The 17,958-nt window shown below is 73.3% G+C and carries 13 protein-coding genes; 8 read left to right on the top strand and 5 right to left on the bottom strand.

Going from position 1 to position 17,958, the window contains the following annotated elements; genetic code table 11:
- Nucleotides 1-36 precede the first annotated feature (36 nt).
- Nucleotides 37-759 carry an SDR family NAD(P)-dependent oxidoreductase gene (locus M8I34_RS24225; protein ID WP_250052345.1) on the bottom strand — a complete coding sequence of 241 codons (723 nt, stop codon included), beginning with the start codon at nucleotides 757-759 and terminating at the stop codon, nucleotides 37-39.
- 80 nt (nucleotides 760-839) lie between these two features.
- Between M8I34_RS24225 and M8I34_RS24220 the strand changes: the two genes are divergently transcribed.
- A complete protein-coding gene (locus M8I34_RS24220; protein ID WP_250052343.1) occupies nucleotides 840-1,421 on the top strand; it encodes a MarR family winged helix-turn-helix transcriptional regulator in 582 nt (193 codons plus the stop codon).
- A gap of 13 nt (nucleotides 1,422-1,434) precedes the next feature.
- Here M8I34_RS24220 and M8I34_RS24215 read toward each other — a convergent pair whose 3' ends face one another.
- Nucleotides 1,435-2,196, bottom strand: coding sequence for a helix-turn-helix transcriptional regulator (locus M8I34_RS24215; RefSeq protein WP_250052341.1), 762 nt, complete (start codon nucleotides 2,194-2,196; stop codon nucleotides 1,435-1,437).
- 67 nt (nucleotides 2,197-2,263) lie between these two features.
- Here M8I34_RS24215 and M8I34_RS24210 point away from each other — a divergent pair, with 67 nt between their 5' ends.
- Nucleotides 2,264-2,836: a hypothetical protein gene (locus M8I34_RS24210; protein ID WP_250052340.1), complete on the top strand. Its 573-nt coding sequence runs from the start codon at nucleotides 2,264-2,266 to the stop codon at nucleotides 2,834-2,836.
- A gap of 135 nt (nucleotides 2,837-2,971) precedes the next feature.
- Here M8I34_RS24210 and M8I34_RS24205 read toward each other — a convergent pair whose 3' ends face one another.
- The 3 genes from M8I34_RS24205 to M8I34_RS24195 form a co-directional block, all read right to left on the bottom strand.
- Complete coding sequence (locus M8I34_RS24205; protein WP_250052338.1) at nucleotides 2,972-4,432, bottom strand: glutamate synthase subunit beta; 1,461 nt, start codon at nucleotides 4,430-4,432, stop codon at nucleotides 2,972-2,974.
- Complete coding sequence (gene gltB / locus M8I34_RS24200) at nucleotides 4,425-9,038, bottom strand: glutamate synthase large subunit (protein WP_250052335.1); 4,614 nt, start codon at nucleotides 9,036-9,038, stop codon at nucleotides 4,425-4,427. Before gltB ends, M8I34_RS24205 begins: the two co-directional genes overlap by 8 nt.
- Nucleotides 9,039-9,327: 289 nt before the next feature.
- Entirely contained in the window at nucleotides 9,328-10,059 is a 732-nt protein-coding gene (locus M8I34_RS24195; RefSeq protein WP_244419963.1) for a VIT1/CCC1 transporter family protein, read from the bottom strand.
- 362 nt (nucleotides 10,060-10,421) lie between these two features.
- Here M8I34_RS24195 and M8I34_RS24190 point away from each other — a divergent pair, with 362 nt between their 5' ends.
- The 6 genes from M8I34_RS24190 to M8I34_RS24165 are packed head-to-tail and all read left to right on the top strand — an operon-like array spanning nucleotide 10,422 to nucleotide 17,946.
- The gene (locus M8I34_RS24190; protein ID WP_250052333.1) at nucleotides 10,422-11,576 is read left to right on the top strand and encodes an ADP-ribosylglycohydrolase family protein; all 1,155 of its coding nucleotides are present in this window, start codon (nucleotides 10,422-10,424) and stop codon (nucleotides 11,574-11,576) included.
- Nucleotides 11,573-12,883, top strand: a complete 1,311-nt coding sequence (locus M8I34_RS24185; RefSeq protein WP_250052331.1) for an ADP-ribosylglycohydrolase family protein — start codon at nucleotides 11,573-11,575, stop codon at nucleotides 12,881-12,883. The genes M8I34_RS24190 and M8I34_RS24185 overlap by 4 nt, the downstream gene beginning before the upstream one ends.
- A complete protein-coding gene (locus tag M8I34_RS24180; RefSeq protein ID WP_250052329.1) occupies nucleotides 12,880-14,196 on the top strand; it encodes an ADP-ribosylglycohydrolase family protein in 1,317 nt (438 codons plus the stop codon). The genes M8I34_RS24185 and M8I34_RS24180 overlap by 4 nt, the downstream gene beginning before the upstream one ends.
- On the top strand, nucleotides 14,193-15,668 hold the full coding sequence (locus M8I34_RS24175; protein ID WP_250052327.1) for an ADP-ribosylglycohydrolase family protein: 1,476 nt from the start codon (nucleotides 14,193-14,195) through the stop codon (nucleotides 15,666-15,668). Before M8I34_RS24180 ends, M8I34_RS24175 begins: the two co-directional genes overlap by 4 nt.
- Complete coding sequence (locus M8I34_RS24170) at nucleotides 15,665-16,921, top strand: CaiB/BaiF CoA transferase family protein (protein ID WP_374210981.1); 1,257 nt, start codon at nucleotides 15,665-15,667, stop codon at nucleotides 16,919-16,921. Before M8I34_RS24175 ends, M8I34_RS24170 begins: the two co-directional genes overlap by 4 nt.
- Complete coding sequence (locus M8I34_RS24165; protein WP_250052326.1) at nucleotides 16,918-17,946, top strand: CoA ester lyase; 1,029 nt, start codon at nucleotides 16,918-16,920, stop codon at nucleotides 17,944-17,946. The genes M8I34_RS24170 and M8I34_RS24165 overlap by 4 nt, the downstream gene beginning before the upstream one ends.
- Nucleotides 17,947-17,958 lie beyond the last annotated feature (12 nt).

Below are 17,958 nucleotides of genomic sequence, written 5' to 3'. Positions count from 1 at the left end.
CCCCACCGCGAGTCCCGCGCACCGGCCGGGCACGCGTCAACGGGTGGTGCGGGTACCTCCGTTGACGTTCAGCACCTGACCGGTCAGATGCCGGGCCGCCGGTGACGCCAGAAAGGCCACGGTCCCCGCGATGTCGTCCGGGGACCCCGGGCGGCCCACCGCCGAGGCGGCCACCAGGCGGTCGCGGCGCTCGTCGGTGAGCCGGTCGCGGAAGAAGTCGGTGCCGGCGACATAGCCGGGCGCGACGACGTTGGCGGTGATGTCGCGGGGGCCGAGGATCCGGGACAGCTCGACGTTCCAGGAGGCTAGCCCGGCCTTCGCCGCTCCATAGGCGCCGCTCCCCTGGTCGGCGGCGATCGACCCGATCTGGACCACCGCGCCGCCGCCCGCGAGCCGGCCGTCCAGCGCCTTGGTGGTCAGCGCGGCACTGAGCAGGTTGGCGTCGAGGTTGGCGCGGAAGTTCCGGGCGTAGGACGCCAGGTCGTCGGCTCCATCCGCGTCCAGGTCGGTGTTGCCGCCGGCGTTGTTGACCAATACGTCGATCCGCTCGGGGAGTTCGGCGAGTAGCGCGGTGAGCGCCCGGGGGTCGGTGTGGTCGCACACCAGCGGGCGGACGGTGCGGCGGCCGGCCGCGGTCTCCTCCAAGGGCCCGGTGCGCCGGCCGGTGACGAGGACGTCGTCACCGGCGTCCGCGAAGTGGTGGGCAACGGCGCGTCCGATGCCGGTTCCACCGCCGGTGATCAGGATGGTGCGTGACATATGCTGAGCTCCGTCCATGACGTTCAGGTCTAAATTTAGAGCTGAATTTAGACCTGAACATAACATCGCCAGGAGGGCCCGTGGCAAGAGAATTCGAGGCGAAGGACGACTGCGGCCAGCCGGCGCCCCGCGCCTCCTCGTACCCCGTCGAGGAGATCGCCGCCGCCTGGGAGCGTGAGCGCCCCGGCACACCGGTCTCCTCGATCGGCATCGTGACGCCGATCTGGCAGCTGGCGAAGCTGCTGGGCGACGACCGGCGCCGGGTACTGACCCGCGCCGGCATGGACCCCGCCACCCTCGATCTGCTCAGCGTGCTGCGCCGCAGCGGCGAGCCCTACACCCTGACCACCCGTGAGCTCGGCCACCGCTCCCTGATCACCGCGGGGGCGGTCTCCCAGCGGGTGGCCCGCGCCGAGCGCGAGGGGCTGGTCGCCCGGCGGCCCGGCGAGGGCCGCCCGCGGACGGTCCTGGTCGAACTGACCCCGGCCGGCCATGGGCTGGTCGAGTCCACCGTCGACCAAGTGCTCCATCGTGAGGCCGAGTTGATCGACGGCCTGACCCCCGGGCAGCAGGAGCAGCTCGCCGGCCTGCTGCGGATCCTGCTCCAGGACACCCAGCGCAAGCTCGGCGACGACCGGATCGGCCAGGTCGGCGCGGACTGAGCGCCCCGGCCGGTCAGGTGCGGGGAGCGGAGAGGGCGAGGGAGGGGAAGAGTGCGTCGTCGGGCAGGCCGAGCTGGGCGCGGAAGGCCGTGCGGCCGGCCGCGGTGACGGTGAGGATGCGGGTGGCGACGGCCTTGACGATCCAGCCGTGTTCCAGGGCGTGGCGGTAGAGGGCGGCGCCGACCGCGCCGGAGAGATGCCGGCGGCGCACCGTCCAGTCCAGGCAGGTGCGGACATGGGCCCGGTGGGCGGCCGAGGGGTCGGTGTCGGGGATGCCGAGGGCGGTCAGCCAGGTGGCGCCGGCGCCGGTCAGCACCAGGCCGTAGTCCCGTCCCAGCAAGCCGCGTTCGGTCATCGCCTCGGCGATGGCGACGCCCAGCGCACCGGCGATGTGGTCGTAGCACGTGCGGGCGTGGTGCAGGGCTCTGCGGTGATGGGCCTCGGCCAGGGAGCGGACCGGGACCCGGCGGTAGGGGGCCAGCCCGGCGAGGTTCTCCAGGATTTCCGCGGTCTCCGGTCCGGCCAGGCGTACGTAGCGCCGCCGCCCCTGGCGCTCCTCGGCGAGCAGTCCCCCGGCGACCAGGAGGTTGAGGTGCTCGGTGGTGGTGGACGGCGCCACCGCGGCGAATTCGGCCAGTTCGCCGGCGGTCCAGCTGCCGCCGTCGAGCAGGGCCATGCAGATGGCGGCACGGGTACGGTCCGCGAGCAGCGCCGCGAGGGCGGCCAGATCGGGGGTCTCCGCGACGCTTTCCTGATCGGCGTCCCATCGTTTCATGTACACAGAGTAACCTCTCATAACATTTCGGTGAGCACCGAATCAACCGGCTTCTATCCTCGGGTCCATGAAAGGCGCGCTGGAGAAGAGCAGTTCGGTCACCCCGGCGCTGCTGTCCACGGAGAACGACGACGGCACCTTCGTGCTGGTCGAGCTGCGCATCCGGTGGGAGCTCGGACCGGTCGTCAGCGTCTGGCTGCCGGCCCGCGGCCGCACCGCGCAGAATCTCGCGGTACGCCCGGACGTGGTCTTCAATCTGCCGCCGGACGGGACGGGGGCCGAGGAGGGGACGAGTGCCCTGCCCGGCTCCACGGAGACACCGTGGACGGAGCCGTCCGAGCTGGTGCGGCCGCCCCGACTGGTGCACTGTCCGGTGCAGTTGGAGGCGCGCCGGCTCGGGGAGCGGACGGTCACGGACGGGGCGTGGACGCAGATCGAGGCACAGGTGCTGCGGGTGCATGCCGATCCGCGGTGGGTGCTGCCGCTGAGCGACCGGCGGATCGACCTGGGGGCCTGGCTTCCGCCGGTGCATGATTTCCGGCCGTCGGGCACTCCCCCGCCGCAGGCCGTGCCGGCGCCCGCCCGGGAGATGGCACGGCAGTTGGGGCGGCGCTACCCCGCCGGAAGCGGCGGCTCGTAAGGCGCCCGGGGCGCCGGGGACGCTCCGGTGGAGCGCTCCACGGCAAAAATCCGCGGCGCCTGCCCTCCCGGTCGGGGGAGGGGGACAGGCGCCGCGGCTGTTCCGTACGACGTTGTACGGGACATCAGGGGACGGTCACACGGTCAGTGCGCGATCCGTCGGCTTGATGGGAGCCGGCAGGGCGCTGGCTCCGGTCAGGAAGCGGTCCACGCCCTTGGCCGCGGAACGGCCCTCGGCGATGGCCCACACGATCAGCGACTGGCCGCGGCCGGCGTCACCGGCGACGTACACGCCGGGGACGTTGGTGGCGAAGTCCGCGTCGCGGGCGACGTTGCCGCGCTCGTCGAGATCCAGGCCGAACTGCTCGACCAGGCCGTTCTCCCGGTCGGTGCCGGTGAAGCCCATGGCGAGGGTGACCAGCTGGGCCGGGATCTTCCGCTCGGTGCCGGGCTTCGGCTCCGGGCGGCCGTCCTTGAACTCCACCTCGGTCAGGTGCAGGTACTGGACGTTGCCGTCCTCGTCGCCCTCGAAGTGGGTGGTGGAGACGGAGTAGAGCCGCTCGCCGCCCTCCTCGTGCGCGGAGGTGACCTTGTAGAGCATCGGGAAGGTCGGCCAGGGCTGGTTGGGGTTCCGCTCATCGCCCGGCTTGCCCATGATCTCCAGCTGGGTGACGGAGGCCGCACCCTGGCGGTGGGCGGTGCCGACGCAGTCCGCGCCGGTGTCGCCGCCGCCGATGACGACCACGTGCTTGCCCTCGGCGCTGATCGGGGCGACCGTCAGGTCCCCCTCCTGCACCTTGTTGGCGAGCGGGAGGTACTCCATCGCGAAGTGGATGCCGTTCAGCTCACGGCCGGGCACCGGCAGATCGCGGGAGGTGGTGGCACCGGCGGCGATGACCACGGCGTCGTAGCGCTTGCGCAGCTTCTTGGCGTCGAGGTCCCGGCCGATCTCCACCTCCGTACGGAACTTGGTGCCCTCCGCGCGCATCTGCTCGATGCGGCGGTTGATGTGGCGCTTCTCCATCTTGAACTCGGGGATGCCGTAGCGGAGAAGGCCGCCGATACGGTCCGCGCGCTCGTAGACGGCGACGGTGTGACCGGCCCGGGTCAGCTGCTGGGCGGCGGCGAGTCCCGCCGGGCCCGAGCCGATGACGGCGACGGTCTTGCCGGACAGGCGCTCGGGCGGCTGCGGGGTGACGTCCCCGTTGTCCCACGCCTTGTCGATGATGGAGACCTCGACGTTCTTGATGGTCACCGGCGGCTGGTTGATGCCCAGCACACAGGCGGCCTCACAGGGCGCGGGGCACAGGCGACCGGTGAACTCCGGGAAGTTGTTGGTCGCGTGCAGCCGCTCGCTGGCCTCGGTCCAGTCCTCGCGGTAGGCGTAGTCGTTCCACTCGGGGATGAGGTTTCCGAGCGGGCAGCCGTTGTGGCAGAACGGGATACCGCAGTCCATGCAGCGCGACGCCTGCTTGCTGATGATCGGCAGCAGGGAGCCGGGCTGGTAGACCTCGCTCCAGTCCTTGACGCGCTCCTCGACGGGACGGGTCTTGGCGATCTCGCGCTCGTGGTTCAGGAAGCCCTTGGGGTCAGCCATTGGTCGCCGCCTCCATCATCTTCTCGTGGGTCTCGGACTCGGAGAGTCCGGCCTGCTCAGCGGCGTCCTTGGCGACGAGCACTGCCTGGTAGGTGGGCGGGATGACCTTGCTGAAGCGCGCGGCTGAGGCATCCCAGTCGGCGAGGAGCTTGGCGGCGACGGTGGAGCCGGTCTCCTCCTGGTGGCGGCGCACGACGTCGTGCAGCCACTGCTTGTCGGCGTCGTCCAGCGCGTTCACCGCGTCGACGAGCTCCTTGTTGACGTTGGCCTTGTCGAGGTCGATGACGTAGGCGAAGCCGCCGGACATACCGGCCGCGAAGTTGCGGCCCGTCTCGCCCAGCACGACCGCGTTGCCGCCGGTCATGTACTCGCAGCCGTGGTCGCCGACGCCCTCGGAGACCACCGTGGCACCGGAGTTACGGACGCAGAAGCGCTCGCCGACCCGGCCGCGCAAGTACAGCTCGCCGCCGGTGGCGCCGTAGGCGAGGGTGTTGCCGGCGATGGTGGAGTACTCGGCGAGGTGGTCCGCGCCGCGGTCCGGGCGGACGATGACCCGCCCGCCGGACAGGCCCTTGCCGACGTAGTCGTTGGCGTCGCCCTCCAGCCGCAGCGTGACGCCGCGCGGCAGGAACGCGCCGAAGGACTGGCCGGCCGAGCCGGTGAAGGTGATGTCGATGGTGTCGTCGGGCAGGCCCGCGCCACCGAACTTCTTGGTGACCTCGTGGCCGAGCATGGTGCCGACGGTCCGGTTGATGTTCCGGATCGCGATCTGTGCCCGGACCGGCTGGGCGGCCTCGGCGGTGTCCGCGGCCAGCGCGTCGGCGGCGAGCTTGATCAGCTCGTTGTCGAGCGCCTTCTCCAGGCCGTGGTCCTGCTCGATGACCTGGTGGCGGACGGCGCCCTCGGTCAGCTCGGGGACGTGCAGCAGCGGGGCCAGGTCCAGGCCCTGCGCCTTCCAGTGCTTCACGGCGCGGGAGGTGTTCAGCAGCTCGGCGTGGCCGATGGCCTCGTCGAGGGTGCGGAAGCCCAGCTCGGCGAGCAGCTCGCGGACCTCTTCAGCGATGAACTGGAAGAAGTTGACGATGTACTCGGCCTTGCCGCTGAACCGCTCGCGCAGCGTCGGGTTCTGGGTGGCGATGCCGACCGGGCAGGTGTCCAGGTGGCACACGCGCATCATGACGCAGCCGGAGACGACCAGCGGTGCGGTCGCGAAGCCGAACTCCTCGGCGCCCAGCAGGGCGGCGATGACGACATCGCGGCCGGTCTTGAGCTGACCGTCGGTCTGCACCACGATCCGGTCGCGCAGGCCGTTGAGCAGCAGCGTCTGCTGGGTCTCGGCCAGGCCGAGCTCCCAGGGGCCGCCCGCGTGCTTGAGCGAGGTGAGCGGGGAGGCACCCGTACCGCCGTCGTGGCCGGAGATCAGGACCACGTCCGCGTGCGCCTTGGAGACACCCGCGGCGACCGTGCCGACGCCGACCTCGGAGACCAGCTTCACGTGGATGCGGGCCTGCGGGTTGGCGTTCTTGAGGTCGTGGATCAGCTGAGCCAGGTCCTCGATGGAGTAGATGTCGTGGTGCGGCGGCGGGGAGATCAGGCCGACGCCCGGGGTGGAGTGCCGGGTCTTGGCGACCCACGGGTAGACCTTGTGGCCGGGCAGCTGGCCGCCCTCGCCGGGCTTGGCGCCCTGGGCCATCTTGATCTGGATGTCGTCGGAGTTGACCAGGTACTCGGACGTCACACCGAAGCGGCCGGAGGCGACCTGCTTGATGGACGAGCGGCGCGCCGGGTCGTAGAGACGGTCGGGGTCCTCGCCGCCCTCACCGGTGTTGGACTTGCCGCCCAGCTGGTTCATGGCGATGGCGAGGGTCTCGTGCGCCTCCTGCGAGATGGAGCCGTACGACATGGCGCCGGTGGAGAAGCGCTTGACGATCTCGGACGCCGGCTCGACCTCCTCGATCGGGATCGAGGAGCGCTCGGAGGCGAAGGAGAACAGGCCGCGCAGCGTCATCAGCCGCTCGGACTGCTCGTTCACCCGCTCGGTGTACTGCTTGAAGATGTCGTAGCGGCGCGAGCGGGTGGAGTGCTGGAGCCGGAAGACGGTGTCCGGGTCGAAGAGGTGCGGCTCGCCCTCGCGGCGCCACTGGTACTCGCCGCCGATGTCCAGCGCGCGGTGCGTGGCCGCGATGCCGGAGACCGGGTAGGCCTTGGCGTGCCGCGCCGCGACCTCCTTGGCGATGACGTCCAGGCCGGCGCCGCCGATCTTGGTGGCGGTGCCGTGGAAGTACTTCTCGACGAACGCCTCGTCCAGGCCGACGGCCTCGAAGACCTGCGCGCCCCGGTAGGAGGCGACGGTCGAGATGCCCATCTTGGACATGACCTTCAGGACGCCCTTGCCGAGCGCCTTGATGAGGTTCTTGATGGCGGTCTCGGCCTCGACACCGGGCAGGAAGGTGCCGGCGCGGACCAGGTCCTCGACCGACTCCATGGCCAGGTACGGGTTGACCGCCGCGGCACCGAAGCCGATGAGCAGCGCGACGTGGTGCACCTCGCGCACATCGCCGGCCTCGACGAGCAGACCCACCTGGGTGCGCTCCTTGGTGCCGATGAGGTGGTGGTGGACCGCGGCGGTGAGCAGCAGCGACGGGATCGGCGCGTGCTCGGCGTCGGAGTGGCGGTCGGAGAGCACGATCAGCCGGGCGCCGTCGTCGATGGCGGCGTCGGCCTCGGCGCAGATCTCCTCGATCCGGGCGGCCAGCGACTCGCCGCCGCCGGAGACCCGGTAGAGGCCGGAGAGGGTGACGGCCTTCATGCCGGGCATGTCGCCGTCGGCGTTGATGTGCACGAGCTTGGCCAGCTCGTCGTTGTCGATGACCGGGAACGGCAGGGTCACGCTGCGGCAGGAGGACGCGCTCGGCTCCAGGAGGTTGCCCTGGGGGCCGAGGGAGGAGATCAGCGAGGTGACGAGCTCCTCGCGGATGGCGTCCAGCGGCGGGTTGGTGACCTGCGCGAAGAGCTGGGTGAAGTAGTCGAAGAGCAGCCGGGGACGCTCGGAGAGCGCGGCGATCGGCGAGTCGGTGCCCATCGAGCCGATGGGCTCGGCGCCGGCCTTGGCCATCGGCGCGAGGATGACGCGCAGCTCTTCCTCGGTGTAGCCGAAGGTCTGCTGGCGGCGGGTGACCGAGGCGTGGGTGTGCACGATGTGCTCACGCTCGGGCAGGTCCGCGAGCTCGATCAGACCGGAGTCCAGCCACTCCTGGTAGGGCTGCTCGGCGGCGAGCTGCGCCTTGATCTCGTCGTCCTCGATGATGCGGTGCTCGGCGGTGTCCACGAGGAACATCCGGCCGGGCTGGAGGCGGCCCTTGCGGACGACCTTGGCGGGGTCGATGTCCAGGACGCCGACCTCGGAGGAGAGCACGACCAGGCCGTCGTCGGTGACCCAGTAGCGGCCGGGGCGCAGACCGTTGCGGTCGAGGACCGCGCCGACCTGGATGCCGTCGGTGAAGGTGACGCAGGCCGGGCCGTCCCAGGGCTCCATCATCGTGGAGTGGTACTGGTAGAAGGCGCGCCGGGCCGGGTCCATGGAGGGGGAGTTCTCCCACGCCTCGGGGACCATCATCAGCACGGAGTGCGGCAGCGAGCGGCCGCCGAGGTGGAGCAGCTCCAGGACCTCGTCGAAGGAGGCGGAGTCGGAGGCGTCCGCAGTACAGACCGGGAACAGCCGGTCCAGCTGCTCGGCGTTGTCCGCACCGAAGAGCTTCGAGGCGAGCTGGGACTCGCGGGCCCGCATCCAGTTGCGGTTGCCCTTGACCGTGTTGATCTCGCCGTTGTGCGCGACGAAGCGGTACGGGTGGGCGAGCGGCCAGCTCGGGAAGGTGTTGGTCGAGAACCGCGAGTGGACCAGCGCGATGGCGGTGGCGAAGCGGCGGTCGGACAGGTCCGGGAAGAAGGGCTCCAGCTGGCCGGTGGTCAGCATGCCCTTGTAGACAATCGTCCGGGCGGACAGCGAGGGGAAGTAGACCCCGGCCTCGCGCTCGGCGCGCTTGCGCAGCGCGAAGGCCTTGCGGTCCAGCGCCAGACCGGTGTTCTCGCCGTCGCCGACGAAGATCTGGGAGAAGGCGGGCATGGTGGCGCGGGCGCCGTTGCCCAGCAGCTGCGGGGCGACCGGGACCACCCGCCAGCCGATGACGTCCAGGCCTTCTTCACCCGCGATCGTCTCGATGCGTGAGACGGCGTCGGCCGCTTCCTGGGCATCGGACGGCAGGAAGGCGATGCCGACGGCGTAGGCGCCGGCCTCGGGGAGCTCGAAGGTGACGTTCTCGCGAAGAAACGCGTCCGGCACCTGGAGCAGGATGCCCGCGCCGTCGCCCGAGTCGGGCTCGGAGCCGGTGGCACCGCGGTGCTCCAGATTCGTCAGGACGGTCAGTGCCTGCTCGACCAGTGCGTGGCTGGCCTCGCCGGTGAGGGTGGCCACAAAGCCGACGCCACAGGCGTCGTGCTCATTGCGGGGGTCGTACATCCCCTGCTGGGCGGGGCGGCCGTCCATGGGCGACCAAGCGGCGGCGCTGGCGCTGCTGGTGGTCGCGGAGTGCGTGGACGCGAAACGCATCGGCTCTCCCAACGTCGTCGTGGCATAGGCATTGCCGAGGGACGACGTTGGCCCTCCGCGAAATTTCGTGCAGGTTACAGGATCGCTCCCTTCTCGAAAAGCGAAAAGGGGCTTCCAACATGCGGACACCGCGCATGCGGTGAGTCAGTACGCGGACGGAATCCGGGCCGTCCTACAAGGCGGCGTTCGCCGAGCGACATTGCCCGCGACGCCTGGGCCTTATGCCCGGTCGTCAACGAACCGAAACCGCCGAGTAACGCGGTAATTATGCAGTCACCCGTATGACACGTCACCCTACGACGGTTCCGAACAGCGCTCCCAGGGCGTACGTCACACCCGCCGCGGCGCCGCCGAGGGCCAGCTGGCGCAGCCCGCTGAACCACCAGGAGCGTGCCGTCACACGTGCCACGACCGCCCCGCAGGCAAACAGTCCGACCAGCGCGAGCAGCACCGCGGGCCAGATGGCGGACGCCCCCAGCAGGTAGGGAAGGACAGGCAGCAGCGCGCCCAGCGCAAAGGATCCGAAGGAGGAGAGCGCGGCCACGGTGGGCGAAGGAAGGTCGGACGGGTCGATGCCCAACTCCTCGCGGGCATGGATCTCCAGGGCCTGCTCGGGGTCCCGGGACAGCTGTTCCGCGACCCGCCGGGCGAGCACCGGCTCGACCCCGCGCGACACATAGAGGGCCGCCAGCTCGTCCAGCTCGTCGGCCGGGTGCTTGCGCAGCTCGGACCGCTCGATATCCAGCTCGGCCTGCACCAGCTCACGCTGCGAGGCGACCGAGGTGTACTCCCCCGCGGCCATCGAGAACGCGCCGGCGGCCAGGCCCGCGAGGCCGGTGATGATGATCGTCTGCTGCGACAGCGCACCGCCGGCGACACCCGTCATCAGGGCGAGGTTCGAGACCAGCCCGTCCATCGCGCCGAAGACGGCGGGGCGCAGCCAGCCGCCGTTCACATCGCGGTGTGTGTGGTTGTCGCGGTGGGCCACATGCGTCGGCGCCGCCGCATCCATGATCTCCATGACGGACATATCGGTACCTACTCCCTGCATCGAGGTGTGGGCCGATGGCGGCACTTCCCCCTCCAACACCTCGAAGTTATGCGCCCATTACCCTCCGCCGCTAGCAAGGAAGGCCGAACTTACCGCGCTGACCTGCGGGTTTTCCGCGCGGCCGGTGATGAGATCCGGGTCACACGCCCTTTCGTGGCCCTTTGGACGGTCCGTCCGGGTGCCGTCCCAGGGAGTCGACCGGGTGACCCTGCCGCCCGGGACAGGAGAGCGGGGCCGTCGCGTGGCACGGATACAGCCCAGCGGCCCGCAACCGGCCGGCGCCCCGCGGTCCCGGGCGGCGGTCCGGCCCGTACGACAGGACGGCACGCACCATGAGCGCAGCGCACCTCCCGCCCGCGGACCCGGCCGTGCCCACCGCGGGCGATCCGGTGCGCGACCGGGCCCGCGGCGCGATGCTCGGGCTCGCCGTCGGTGACGCGCTCGGCGCCCCGGCGGAGAACATGAAGCCCTCGCAGATCCGCCGCCGCTGGGGCCGGATCGAGGGGTACGTCGAGGACGACCCGGCCGGCACCGACGACACCGAGTACGCCATCTTCTCGGGGCTGCTGCTCGCCGCGCACGGCTCGGCGCTGACCGTCGCCCAGGTCGAGGCCGCCTGGCACCAGTGGATCGCCGACCGCGACGAGGGGCCGTTCCGCGGCGCGGGCTTCAGCGAGCGCGGCACCCTGGAGAACCTGCGCCGGGGCCTGGCCGCCCCCATCTCCGCCCAGCACCGGCACGCCTGGAGCGACGGGCTGGCGATGCGCGCCGCGCCGTTCGGGGTGTTCGCCGCCGGGCGGCCCGCCGAGGCGGCCCGGCTGGTGGCCATCGACGGCACGGTCAGTCACGACGGTGAGGGGATCTACGGGGGCCGGGCGGTGGCCGCCGGGGTCGCCGCCGCCATGGTCGCCCTCCCCCAAGGACCTTCGACGGCCTCCGGTCCAGGGGGTGCCCCCAACACCGACGCGGTGATCGCCGCGGCGCTGTCCGTCGTACCGGAGGACTCCTGGACGGCCCGCTCCCTGCGCCGGGCGGTCGGCGCCGCCCAGCGCTCCCGCTACGACCCGGGCATCACCCAGCTCGGCACCGAGCGGGCGGTGCGCTCCGCCGTGGTGGTCGGCGGCTACCCCTGGACGGATCTGGCACCGGAGGCCGTCGGCCTGGCCTTCGGCGCGTTCGCGGCGGCCCGCGGTGACTTCTCCGCCTCGGTGCTGACCGCGGTCAACATGGGGCGCGACGCCGACACCACGGCGGCCGTCGCCGGTGCGCTGGCCGGAGCGCTCTGCGGCGTCGCCGCGATCCCCGAGGCCTGGGCGAGCGCCATCGGCCCGGCGCGCGGCAGCTGTCTGCCGTCGATGGCGGGCTATCACGTCCTGGACATCGCGGATCTGCTGACGCCACAGGGGGCCTGCGCCGGGGCGGGGGCCTGGCCGGGAACGGGCCTCGGGATCGGCACCGGTGTCGAGGCCGGGGCGGCGGCCGGATGAACGGCGGGCGCACCGCGCGGGAGGCCGCCGCCCCCGCCGCGGACGGCCCCCGGGACACCACGGACGCCCGGAGCCGTATCGAGGGGCTGCTGCTCGGGGTGGCCGCGGGCGACGCCGCCGGGTGGCCCGCGGCCCGGCACCGGGCGGCGCGGATGCCGGAGTGGACCCGGCGGCTGACCCGTGAGCTGGACACCTTCGCCGAGCAGAACGCGACCACCACGCTGCCGGTGCCGATCGCCCTCAACCAGCCGCCCGAGCCGCTGCGGCTGGGGCCCTCCGACGACGCCGAGTGGGCGGCCTTCACCGCAGGATCGGTGCTCACCGCGGCCGGTGCGCTGCTCAGCGACCTGGGCCGGGACCGCCGGATGCGCGCCGCGATCGATCTGGCCTGGAACGCGCTGGCCTGCGAGGTCGCCGCGGCCGCCGAACGGGCGCCCGAGGTGGAGTCCGCCGTGCTGCCGCTGCGCGCCCGGATCTCCGTACGGGCCGGGCTGGGCAATCTCGCCGCCGGGCTGCGGCCGCCGGCCACCGGCCACGACAACCCGCACTTCTTCGACGACGCGGCCTGCGTACGCGCCGCCGTACTGGCCGTGGTGCACCCGGGCGAACCGTCCGCGGCGGCCGACCTGGCCGAGTACGACGCGCGCTACACCCAGGACGGCGACGGGGTGCACGGTGCCCGTGCGATGGCCGCCGCGGTCGCGGCCGCGCTCGGCGGCACGGCGGCCGGCGGCTGTGTGGAAGCGGCGCTGGACCAGCTCCCCGAGGGCACCGAGATCCGCCGCAACGCCCTGCATGCGGTCCGTCTCGCGCAGGCCTTCGCCACCGACGGCCACGGCCCGTCCGGCCGCCCCGGCACCGCCTTCGCCCTGGTGCCCGTGCTGGAGCACGAGATCGTCGACCACGTCTACAGCTATGGCATCGCCGCGGCCGAGACCGTCCCGGTGGCACTGGCGCTCGCGCTGGCCACGGACGGGCAGGTCGCCGAGGCGGTACCGGCCGCCGCCTGCCTCTCCCGGGTCGCCGACTCCGCGCCGGCCCTGGCCGGGGCGCTGACCGGAGCGCTCGGCGGCGCCCACGCCCTGCCCCGCACCTGGCGCGACGCCTGCCGGGTGCTGTCCGGCTGCGCGCTGCCACGGCTGGCCGGCACGGACCTCGTCGAGCTGGCCGGGCTGCTCGCCCTCACCGAGCTGACCGCCCCCGAAGCCGCGGGCGCGGCCGTCCCCCCGGCCGTCCCCGAAGCCGTCCCCGGCGCCCTTCTGGCCCCCTGCCCCTCCCCCACCGTGGAAGGACTCACCCGCACATGACCTACGCAAGCGAGCAGACACCGGCCGCGGCACCGGCCGCGGCGAACACCTCCGCCACCCCGGCCGCCCAAGTCCTGCCGGCCGTCACCGTCACCCCGGTCGCGAAGCCGTCGCCGTCGGGTCCTGTGCCCCCCGCCGTCCCCGCCCCGCCGTCCCTGGAGGACCGGGCGGCCGGCTGCCTGGTCGGCGCCGCCGTCGGCGACGCGCTCGGCGGGCCGGTGGAGGGCTGGTCGCCGGAGGAGATCGTCAAGCGGCACGGCGGGCGGGTCGGGGGCATCGTCGGACCGTTCCACGACGACTGGCGCACCGCCCGCCCGATCGCGCCGTACCACAAGGGCGACGGCCACGTCACCGACGACACCTTGATGACGCATGCGCTGGTGCGGGTCTACGAGACGGTGCGCGACCACCTCGACGCCTATGACATCGCCGACCACCTCGTACCGGATCTGATCGGCACCCCGCGCTGGATCCCGGAGCTGGAGACCGAGGCGCTGCCGTTGCAGCGGATCTTCCTCGCCGAGAAGTGGATCGTGGCGCGGCTGCACTACGGTCATGCGGACCCGCGCGAGGCGGGCGTCGGAAACATCGTCAACTGCGGTGCGGCGATGTACATGGCACCGGTCGGCATCGTCAACGCCGGCAACCCGGACCGGGCGTACGCCGAGGCGCTGGACATCTCCGGCGCGCATCAGGCCTCGTACGGGCGGGAGGCGGCGGGGGTGTTCGCCGCGGCCGTGGCCGCCGCGTTCACGCCCGACGCCACGGTCTCCTCCGTCGTCGTCCAGGCGCTGCGGCTGGCCAAGGACGGCACCCGCGCCGCGATCGAGGCGGTCTGCGAGGCCGCGTCGTCGCTCACCGACCCCGAGTCGGCGCTGGTGCCGCTGCGCGCGGCGATCGCTCCCTTCGACACCGTGGGCCCCGACTACCGCAACCCGTCGCTCGGCGCCCGGCGCCCCTCCCGGCTGCACGCCGTCGAGGAACTGCCCATCGCCCTGGGCATGTTGCTGATCGGTGGCGGCGACTACCGGGCCACGGTCCTCGGCTCGGTCAACTACGGCCGCGACTGCGACTCGATCGCCACGATGAGCGGCGCGCTGGTCGGCGCCCTGCGCGGCGTGTCCGCCGTGCCGGCCGAGTGGAGCACGGAGGTCGCCCGCGCCAGCCGCCTCGATCTCCAGGCGCCCGGGGCCGCGCTGGCCACCGTCGCCCGTGAGATCTTCACCCGCGACCGGGCCCGCGCCCGCACCCATGAGCAGGCCTTCACCGCGATCTCGGCCATCCCGGCGATGACGGAGGCGGGCGAGCGGTGACGACCACGGCGGCCGTCGCCGGCACCGCCTGCGCGCCGCCGCTCCGGGTGACCTGGGTGCAGCCCGAGGACCTGATCGGTCACGAGCTGCGGCAGGCGGCGGAGGACGGCCGGGACGCCGCCGGGATCGCGCGGCGGTGGCGCGCGGCGGGCGGCGGGACGGCACCCGGCCGGGCGGGCGCCTCCCCCGGCCCGGCGGATCCGGCGCTGCGGGCACTGGCCGGGACCCTGCTCGATGAACTCGCGCTGCTGCCCTGCCCGTCGGAGGCGGACGAGCCCACCGCCCTGGCGGCGATCCGGGCGGGGTGGGGAGCGCGGGCCACGGGCGGCGGGCCGCGGCCCGAGCCGCAGCAGCAGTCGTGCGGCGCGGTGCCGGCCGCCCGTCTGGAGGCCGCCTGGCTCGGGCGGGCGGCCGGCTGCCTGCTCGGCAAGCCCGTCGAGAAGCTGCCGCTCGACGGAGTACGGGCGCTCGCCCACTCGACCGGCAACTGGCCGCTGGCCTCGTACTTCACCGAGCGGGGTCTCGATCCGGCGGTGGCCGCGCGCTACCCGTGGAACCGCCGCAGCCGCGCCACCTCGCTCGCCGAGAACATCGACGGCATGCCGGAGGACGACGACCTCAACTACCCGCTGCTCGGTCTGCTGCTCCTCGAACGGCACGGGCACGGCTTCACCACCGCCGATGTGGCGCGGCTGTGGCTGGACGCACTGCCGGCCGGCCGTACCTTCACCGCCGAGCGCCTCGCGTACCGCAATCTCCTGGACGGCATCGAGCCGCCGCACACCGCGCGGTACCGCAACCCGTTCCGGGAGTGGATCGGCGCGCAGATCCGCGCCGACATCTTCGGCTGGACGCACCCCGGCGACCCGGCGGCCGCCGCGGCCGCGGCCTGGCGGGACGCCACGCTCAGCCATACCGCGAACGGGGTGTACGCCGCGATGTTCACCGCCGCCGCGCTCGCCGGGGCGGGCGCGGCGGGCGCCGATGTGCACGGCGCGCTGCGGGCTGGGCTGGCCGTGATCCCCGCGCGCTCCCGCCTCGCGCGGGCCGTCCGCCACGGCATCGCGGCGGCACACGACGAACCCACCGGTACGCCGGCCGGCTTCGCGGCCGTCGTCGACCGGCTGCACACCGCCTACGGGCACCACCACTGGGTGCACGCCGTGCCGAACGCGGCGCTGCTGGCCGCCGCGCTCACCCACGCCGACGGTGACTTCACCGGCTCCATCTGCCGTGCGGTGTCCGGAGGCTGGGACACCGACTCCAACGGTGCCACGGCCGGATCGCTGGCCGGACTGCTCGCCGGATCGCCCGAGGCGCTGCCCGCCCGCTGGACGGCACCGCTGCGCAACCGGCTCGCCACGAGCGTCGGCGGGCTGGACGGCATCGGCTTCGACGCCCTCGCGGCCCGTACCGCCGCACTGACCGCGCCCTGTCCCCCGCCCCACCGACCGGAGGCACCCGCACCATGACCGACCCGTCCCTGTCCGCGATGACCGGGCCCGCCGCCGGTGAGCGCACCGCCCCGGAGCCCCCCTCCTCCGGTCCGCTCGCCGGACTGCGGGTGCTCGATCTCGCCACGCTGTTCGCCGGTCCGCTCGCCGCCACCCTGCTGGGGGACTACGGCGCCGAGGTGATCAAGGTCGAGCATCCACAGCGGCCCGACCCGTCGCGCGGCCACGGGCCCGCCAAGGACGGCATCGGACTGTGGTGGAAGCTGCTGGGCCGCAACAAGAAGACCCTCACACTCGATCTGTCCCACCCGGACGGCCGGGACGTCCTGCTGCGGCTGGCCGCCGGGGCGGACGTCGTCATCGAGAACTTCCGGCCCGGGACCCTGGAGCGATGGGGGCTGGGCTGGGACGAACTGTCCGCCGCCAACCCGCGTCTGGTGCTGGCCCGGGTCACCGGCTTCGGGCAGTTCGGCCCCTACGCCCGCCGCCCCGGGTTCGGCACGCTCGCCGAGGCCATGAGCGGCTTCGCCGCGATCACCGGTGAGCCGGACGGGCCGCCGACCCTGCCGCCCTTCGGGCTCGCCGACGCGATCGCCGCGATGGCTACGTCGTACGCCGTGATGGCCGCGCTGCACGGGCGGGCGGCGACCGGCCGCGGCCAGGTCATCGACCTGGCGCTGATCGAACCGATGCTGACCGTCCTCGGCCCGCAGCCGCTCTGGTACGACCAGCTCGGCCACATCCAGCCGCGGACCGGCAACCGCTCCGCCAACGTCGCACCGCGCAACACCTACCGCACCGCCGACGGCTCATGGGTGGCGGTCTCCGCCTCGGCCGAGTCGGTCGCCGAGCGGGTGATGCGGCTGGTCGGCCGGCCCGAGGTGATCGACGAGCCCTGGTTCGCGACCGGCGCGGGACGGGCCCGGCACGCCGACGAGCTCGATACCGCGGTCGCCGGCTGGATCGCCCGGCACGACCGGGCCGAGGTGATGGCCGCCTTCGAGAAGGCCGAGGCGGCGGTGGCACCCATCTACGACATCCGCGAGGTGATGACGGATCCGCAGTACCAGGCACTGGGCTCGATCACCGAGGTCCCGGACGACGAGCTCGGCACCCTCCGGATGCAGAACGTCCTCTTCCGGCTCTCCGAAACGCCCGGCGCCATCCGGTGGGCGGGCCGCCCGCACGGCGCGGACACGGACGAGGTGCTGGCCGCCCTCGGACTGACCGGCCCCGAGATCGACGGGCTGCGTGCGGCGGGTGCACTGTGAGGCCGGCTTCCCAGGCGCCTCGGCAGGCGACCGTTCCCACGCCGCTGACCTGGCTGTATGTGCCCGGGGACCGCCCGGAGGTGGTGACCAAGGCGCTCGCCTGCGGGGCCGATGTGGTCGTGGTCGACCTGGAGGACGCGGTCGCCCCGGACCGCAAGGAGTACGCGCTGCGCGCCACCGCCGAGCTGCTGAGCGGCCCGGCGCCGGGCCCCTGCCCGGTCCATGTCCGTGTCAATGCCCTGGACGGTCCGCTCGCCGAGACCGAGATCCGCACGCTGGCCACGCTGCCGGGCCTGGCCGGTCTGCGGCTGCCCAAGGTGCAGGGCCCGGCGGATGTGCACCGCGCCGCCGGCTGGGCGACGACCGCCGCGGACCCCGTCCCCGGGCCTGCCCCCTACGCCGCGGAGGGGGCCGTACGACCGGCCGGACGCACCCTCGCGGGTCCCTTCACCCCCGCCCGTACGGCCCCGGGAAGCACCACCGCCACCCTCGCCCCCGCGGCCACCCCCACCACGAGCGCCCTCCCCGCCACCCCGGCCCTGTTCGCCCTGCTCGAATCCGCGCTGGGCGTCGAGCACGCCTTCGCCATCGCCACCGCGCATCCGGCGCTCCGCGGGATCGCCCTCGGAGAGGCCGATCTGTGCGGGGAGCTGGGGGTGCGGGACGACACGGGGCTGGCCTGGCCCCGCGGCCGCACCGTGGTCGCCGCCCGCGCGGCCGGGCTGGCCCCGCCGCCGCAGTCGGTCTACCCGGACGTCCACGACCTGGACGGCCTGGCCCGGTCCTGTGCCCTGGGCCGCGCCCTGGGGTTCCTGGGCCGGGCAGCGCTCCACCCCCGCCAGCTTCCGGTCATCGAAACGGCGTTCCTCCCCTCGGCGGAGGAGGTCGCGGCGGCACGGGAGACGGTACGGGCGGCCGCGGCGGAGGGCGGCGGGGCGCTGGCGCTGCCGGACGGCCGGTTCGTGGACGCGGCGGTGGTCGCGGGGGCCCGGCGGGTGCTGGAGCTGGCCGAGCGCCGACGCTGACCCTGCGGCGCC

It is taken from the genome of Streptomyces sp. MCA2, assembly GCF_023544705.1.
Classification (GTDB): Bacteria; Actinomycetota; Actinomycetes; order Streptomycetales; family Streptomycetaceae; genus Streptomyces; species Streptomyces decoyicus.
Note: the sequence above shows the minus strand (reverse complement) of the source record. Positions and strands in the feature narration are given on the sequence as shown.

Bases quoted from the DNA above. Each gene is read 5' to 3' on its own strand.
- M8I34_RS24180 (WP_250052329.1), top strand. From the start codon at position 12,880: ATGACCTACGCAAGCGAGCAGACACCGGCCGCGGCACCGGCCGCGGCG.
- M8I34_RS24190 (WP_250052333.1), top strand. From the start codon at position 10,422: ATGAGCGCAGCGCACCTCCCGCCCGCGGACCCGGCCGTGCCCACCGCG.
- M8I34_RS24215 (WP_250052341.1), bottom strand. From the start codon at position 2,196: ATGAAACGATGGGACGCCGATCAGGAAAGCGTCGCGGAGACCCCCGAT.
- M8I34_RS24210 (WP_250052340.1), top strand. From the start codon at position 2,264: ATGAAAGGCGCGCTGGAGAAGAGCAGTTCGGTCACCCCGGCGCTGCTG.
- M8I34_RS24205 (WP_250052338.1), bottom strand. From the start codon at position 4,432: ATGGCTGACCCCAAGGGCTTCCTGAACCACGAGCGCGAGATCGCCAAG.
- M8I34_RS24185 (WP_250052331.1), top strand. From the start codon at position 11,573: ATGAACGGCGGGCGCACCGCGCGGGAGGCCGCCGCCCCCGCCGCGGAC.
- M8I34_RS24195 (WP_244419963.1), bottom strand. From the start codon at position 10,059: ATGGAGATCATGGATGCGGCGGCGCCGACGCATGTGGCCCACCGCGAC.
- gltB (WP_250052335.1), bottom strand. From the start codon at position 9,038: ATGCGTTTCGCGTCCACGCACTCCGCGACCACCAGCAGCGCCAGCGCC.
- M8I34_RS24225 (WP_250052345.1), bottom strand. From the start codon at position 759: ATGTCACGCACCATCCTGATCACCGGCGGTGGAACCGGCATCGGACGC.
- M8I34_RS24170 (WP_374210981.1), top strand. From the start codon at position 15,665: ATGACCGACCCGTCCCTGTCCGCGATGACCGGGCCCGCCGCCGGTGAG.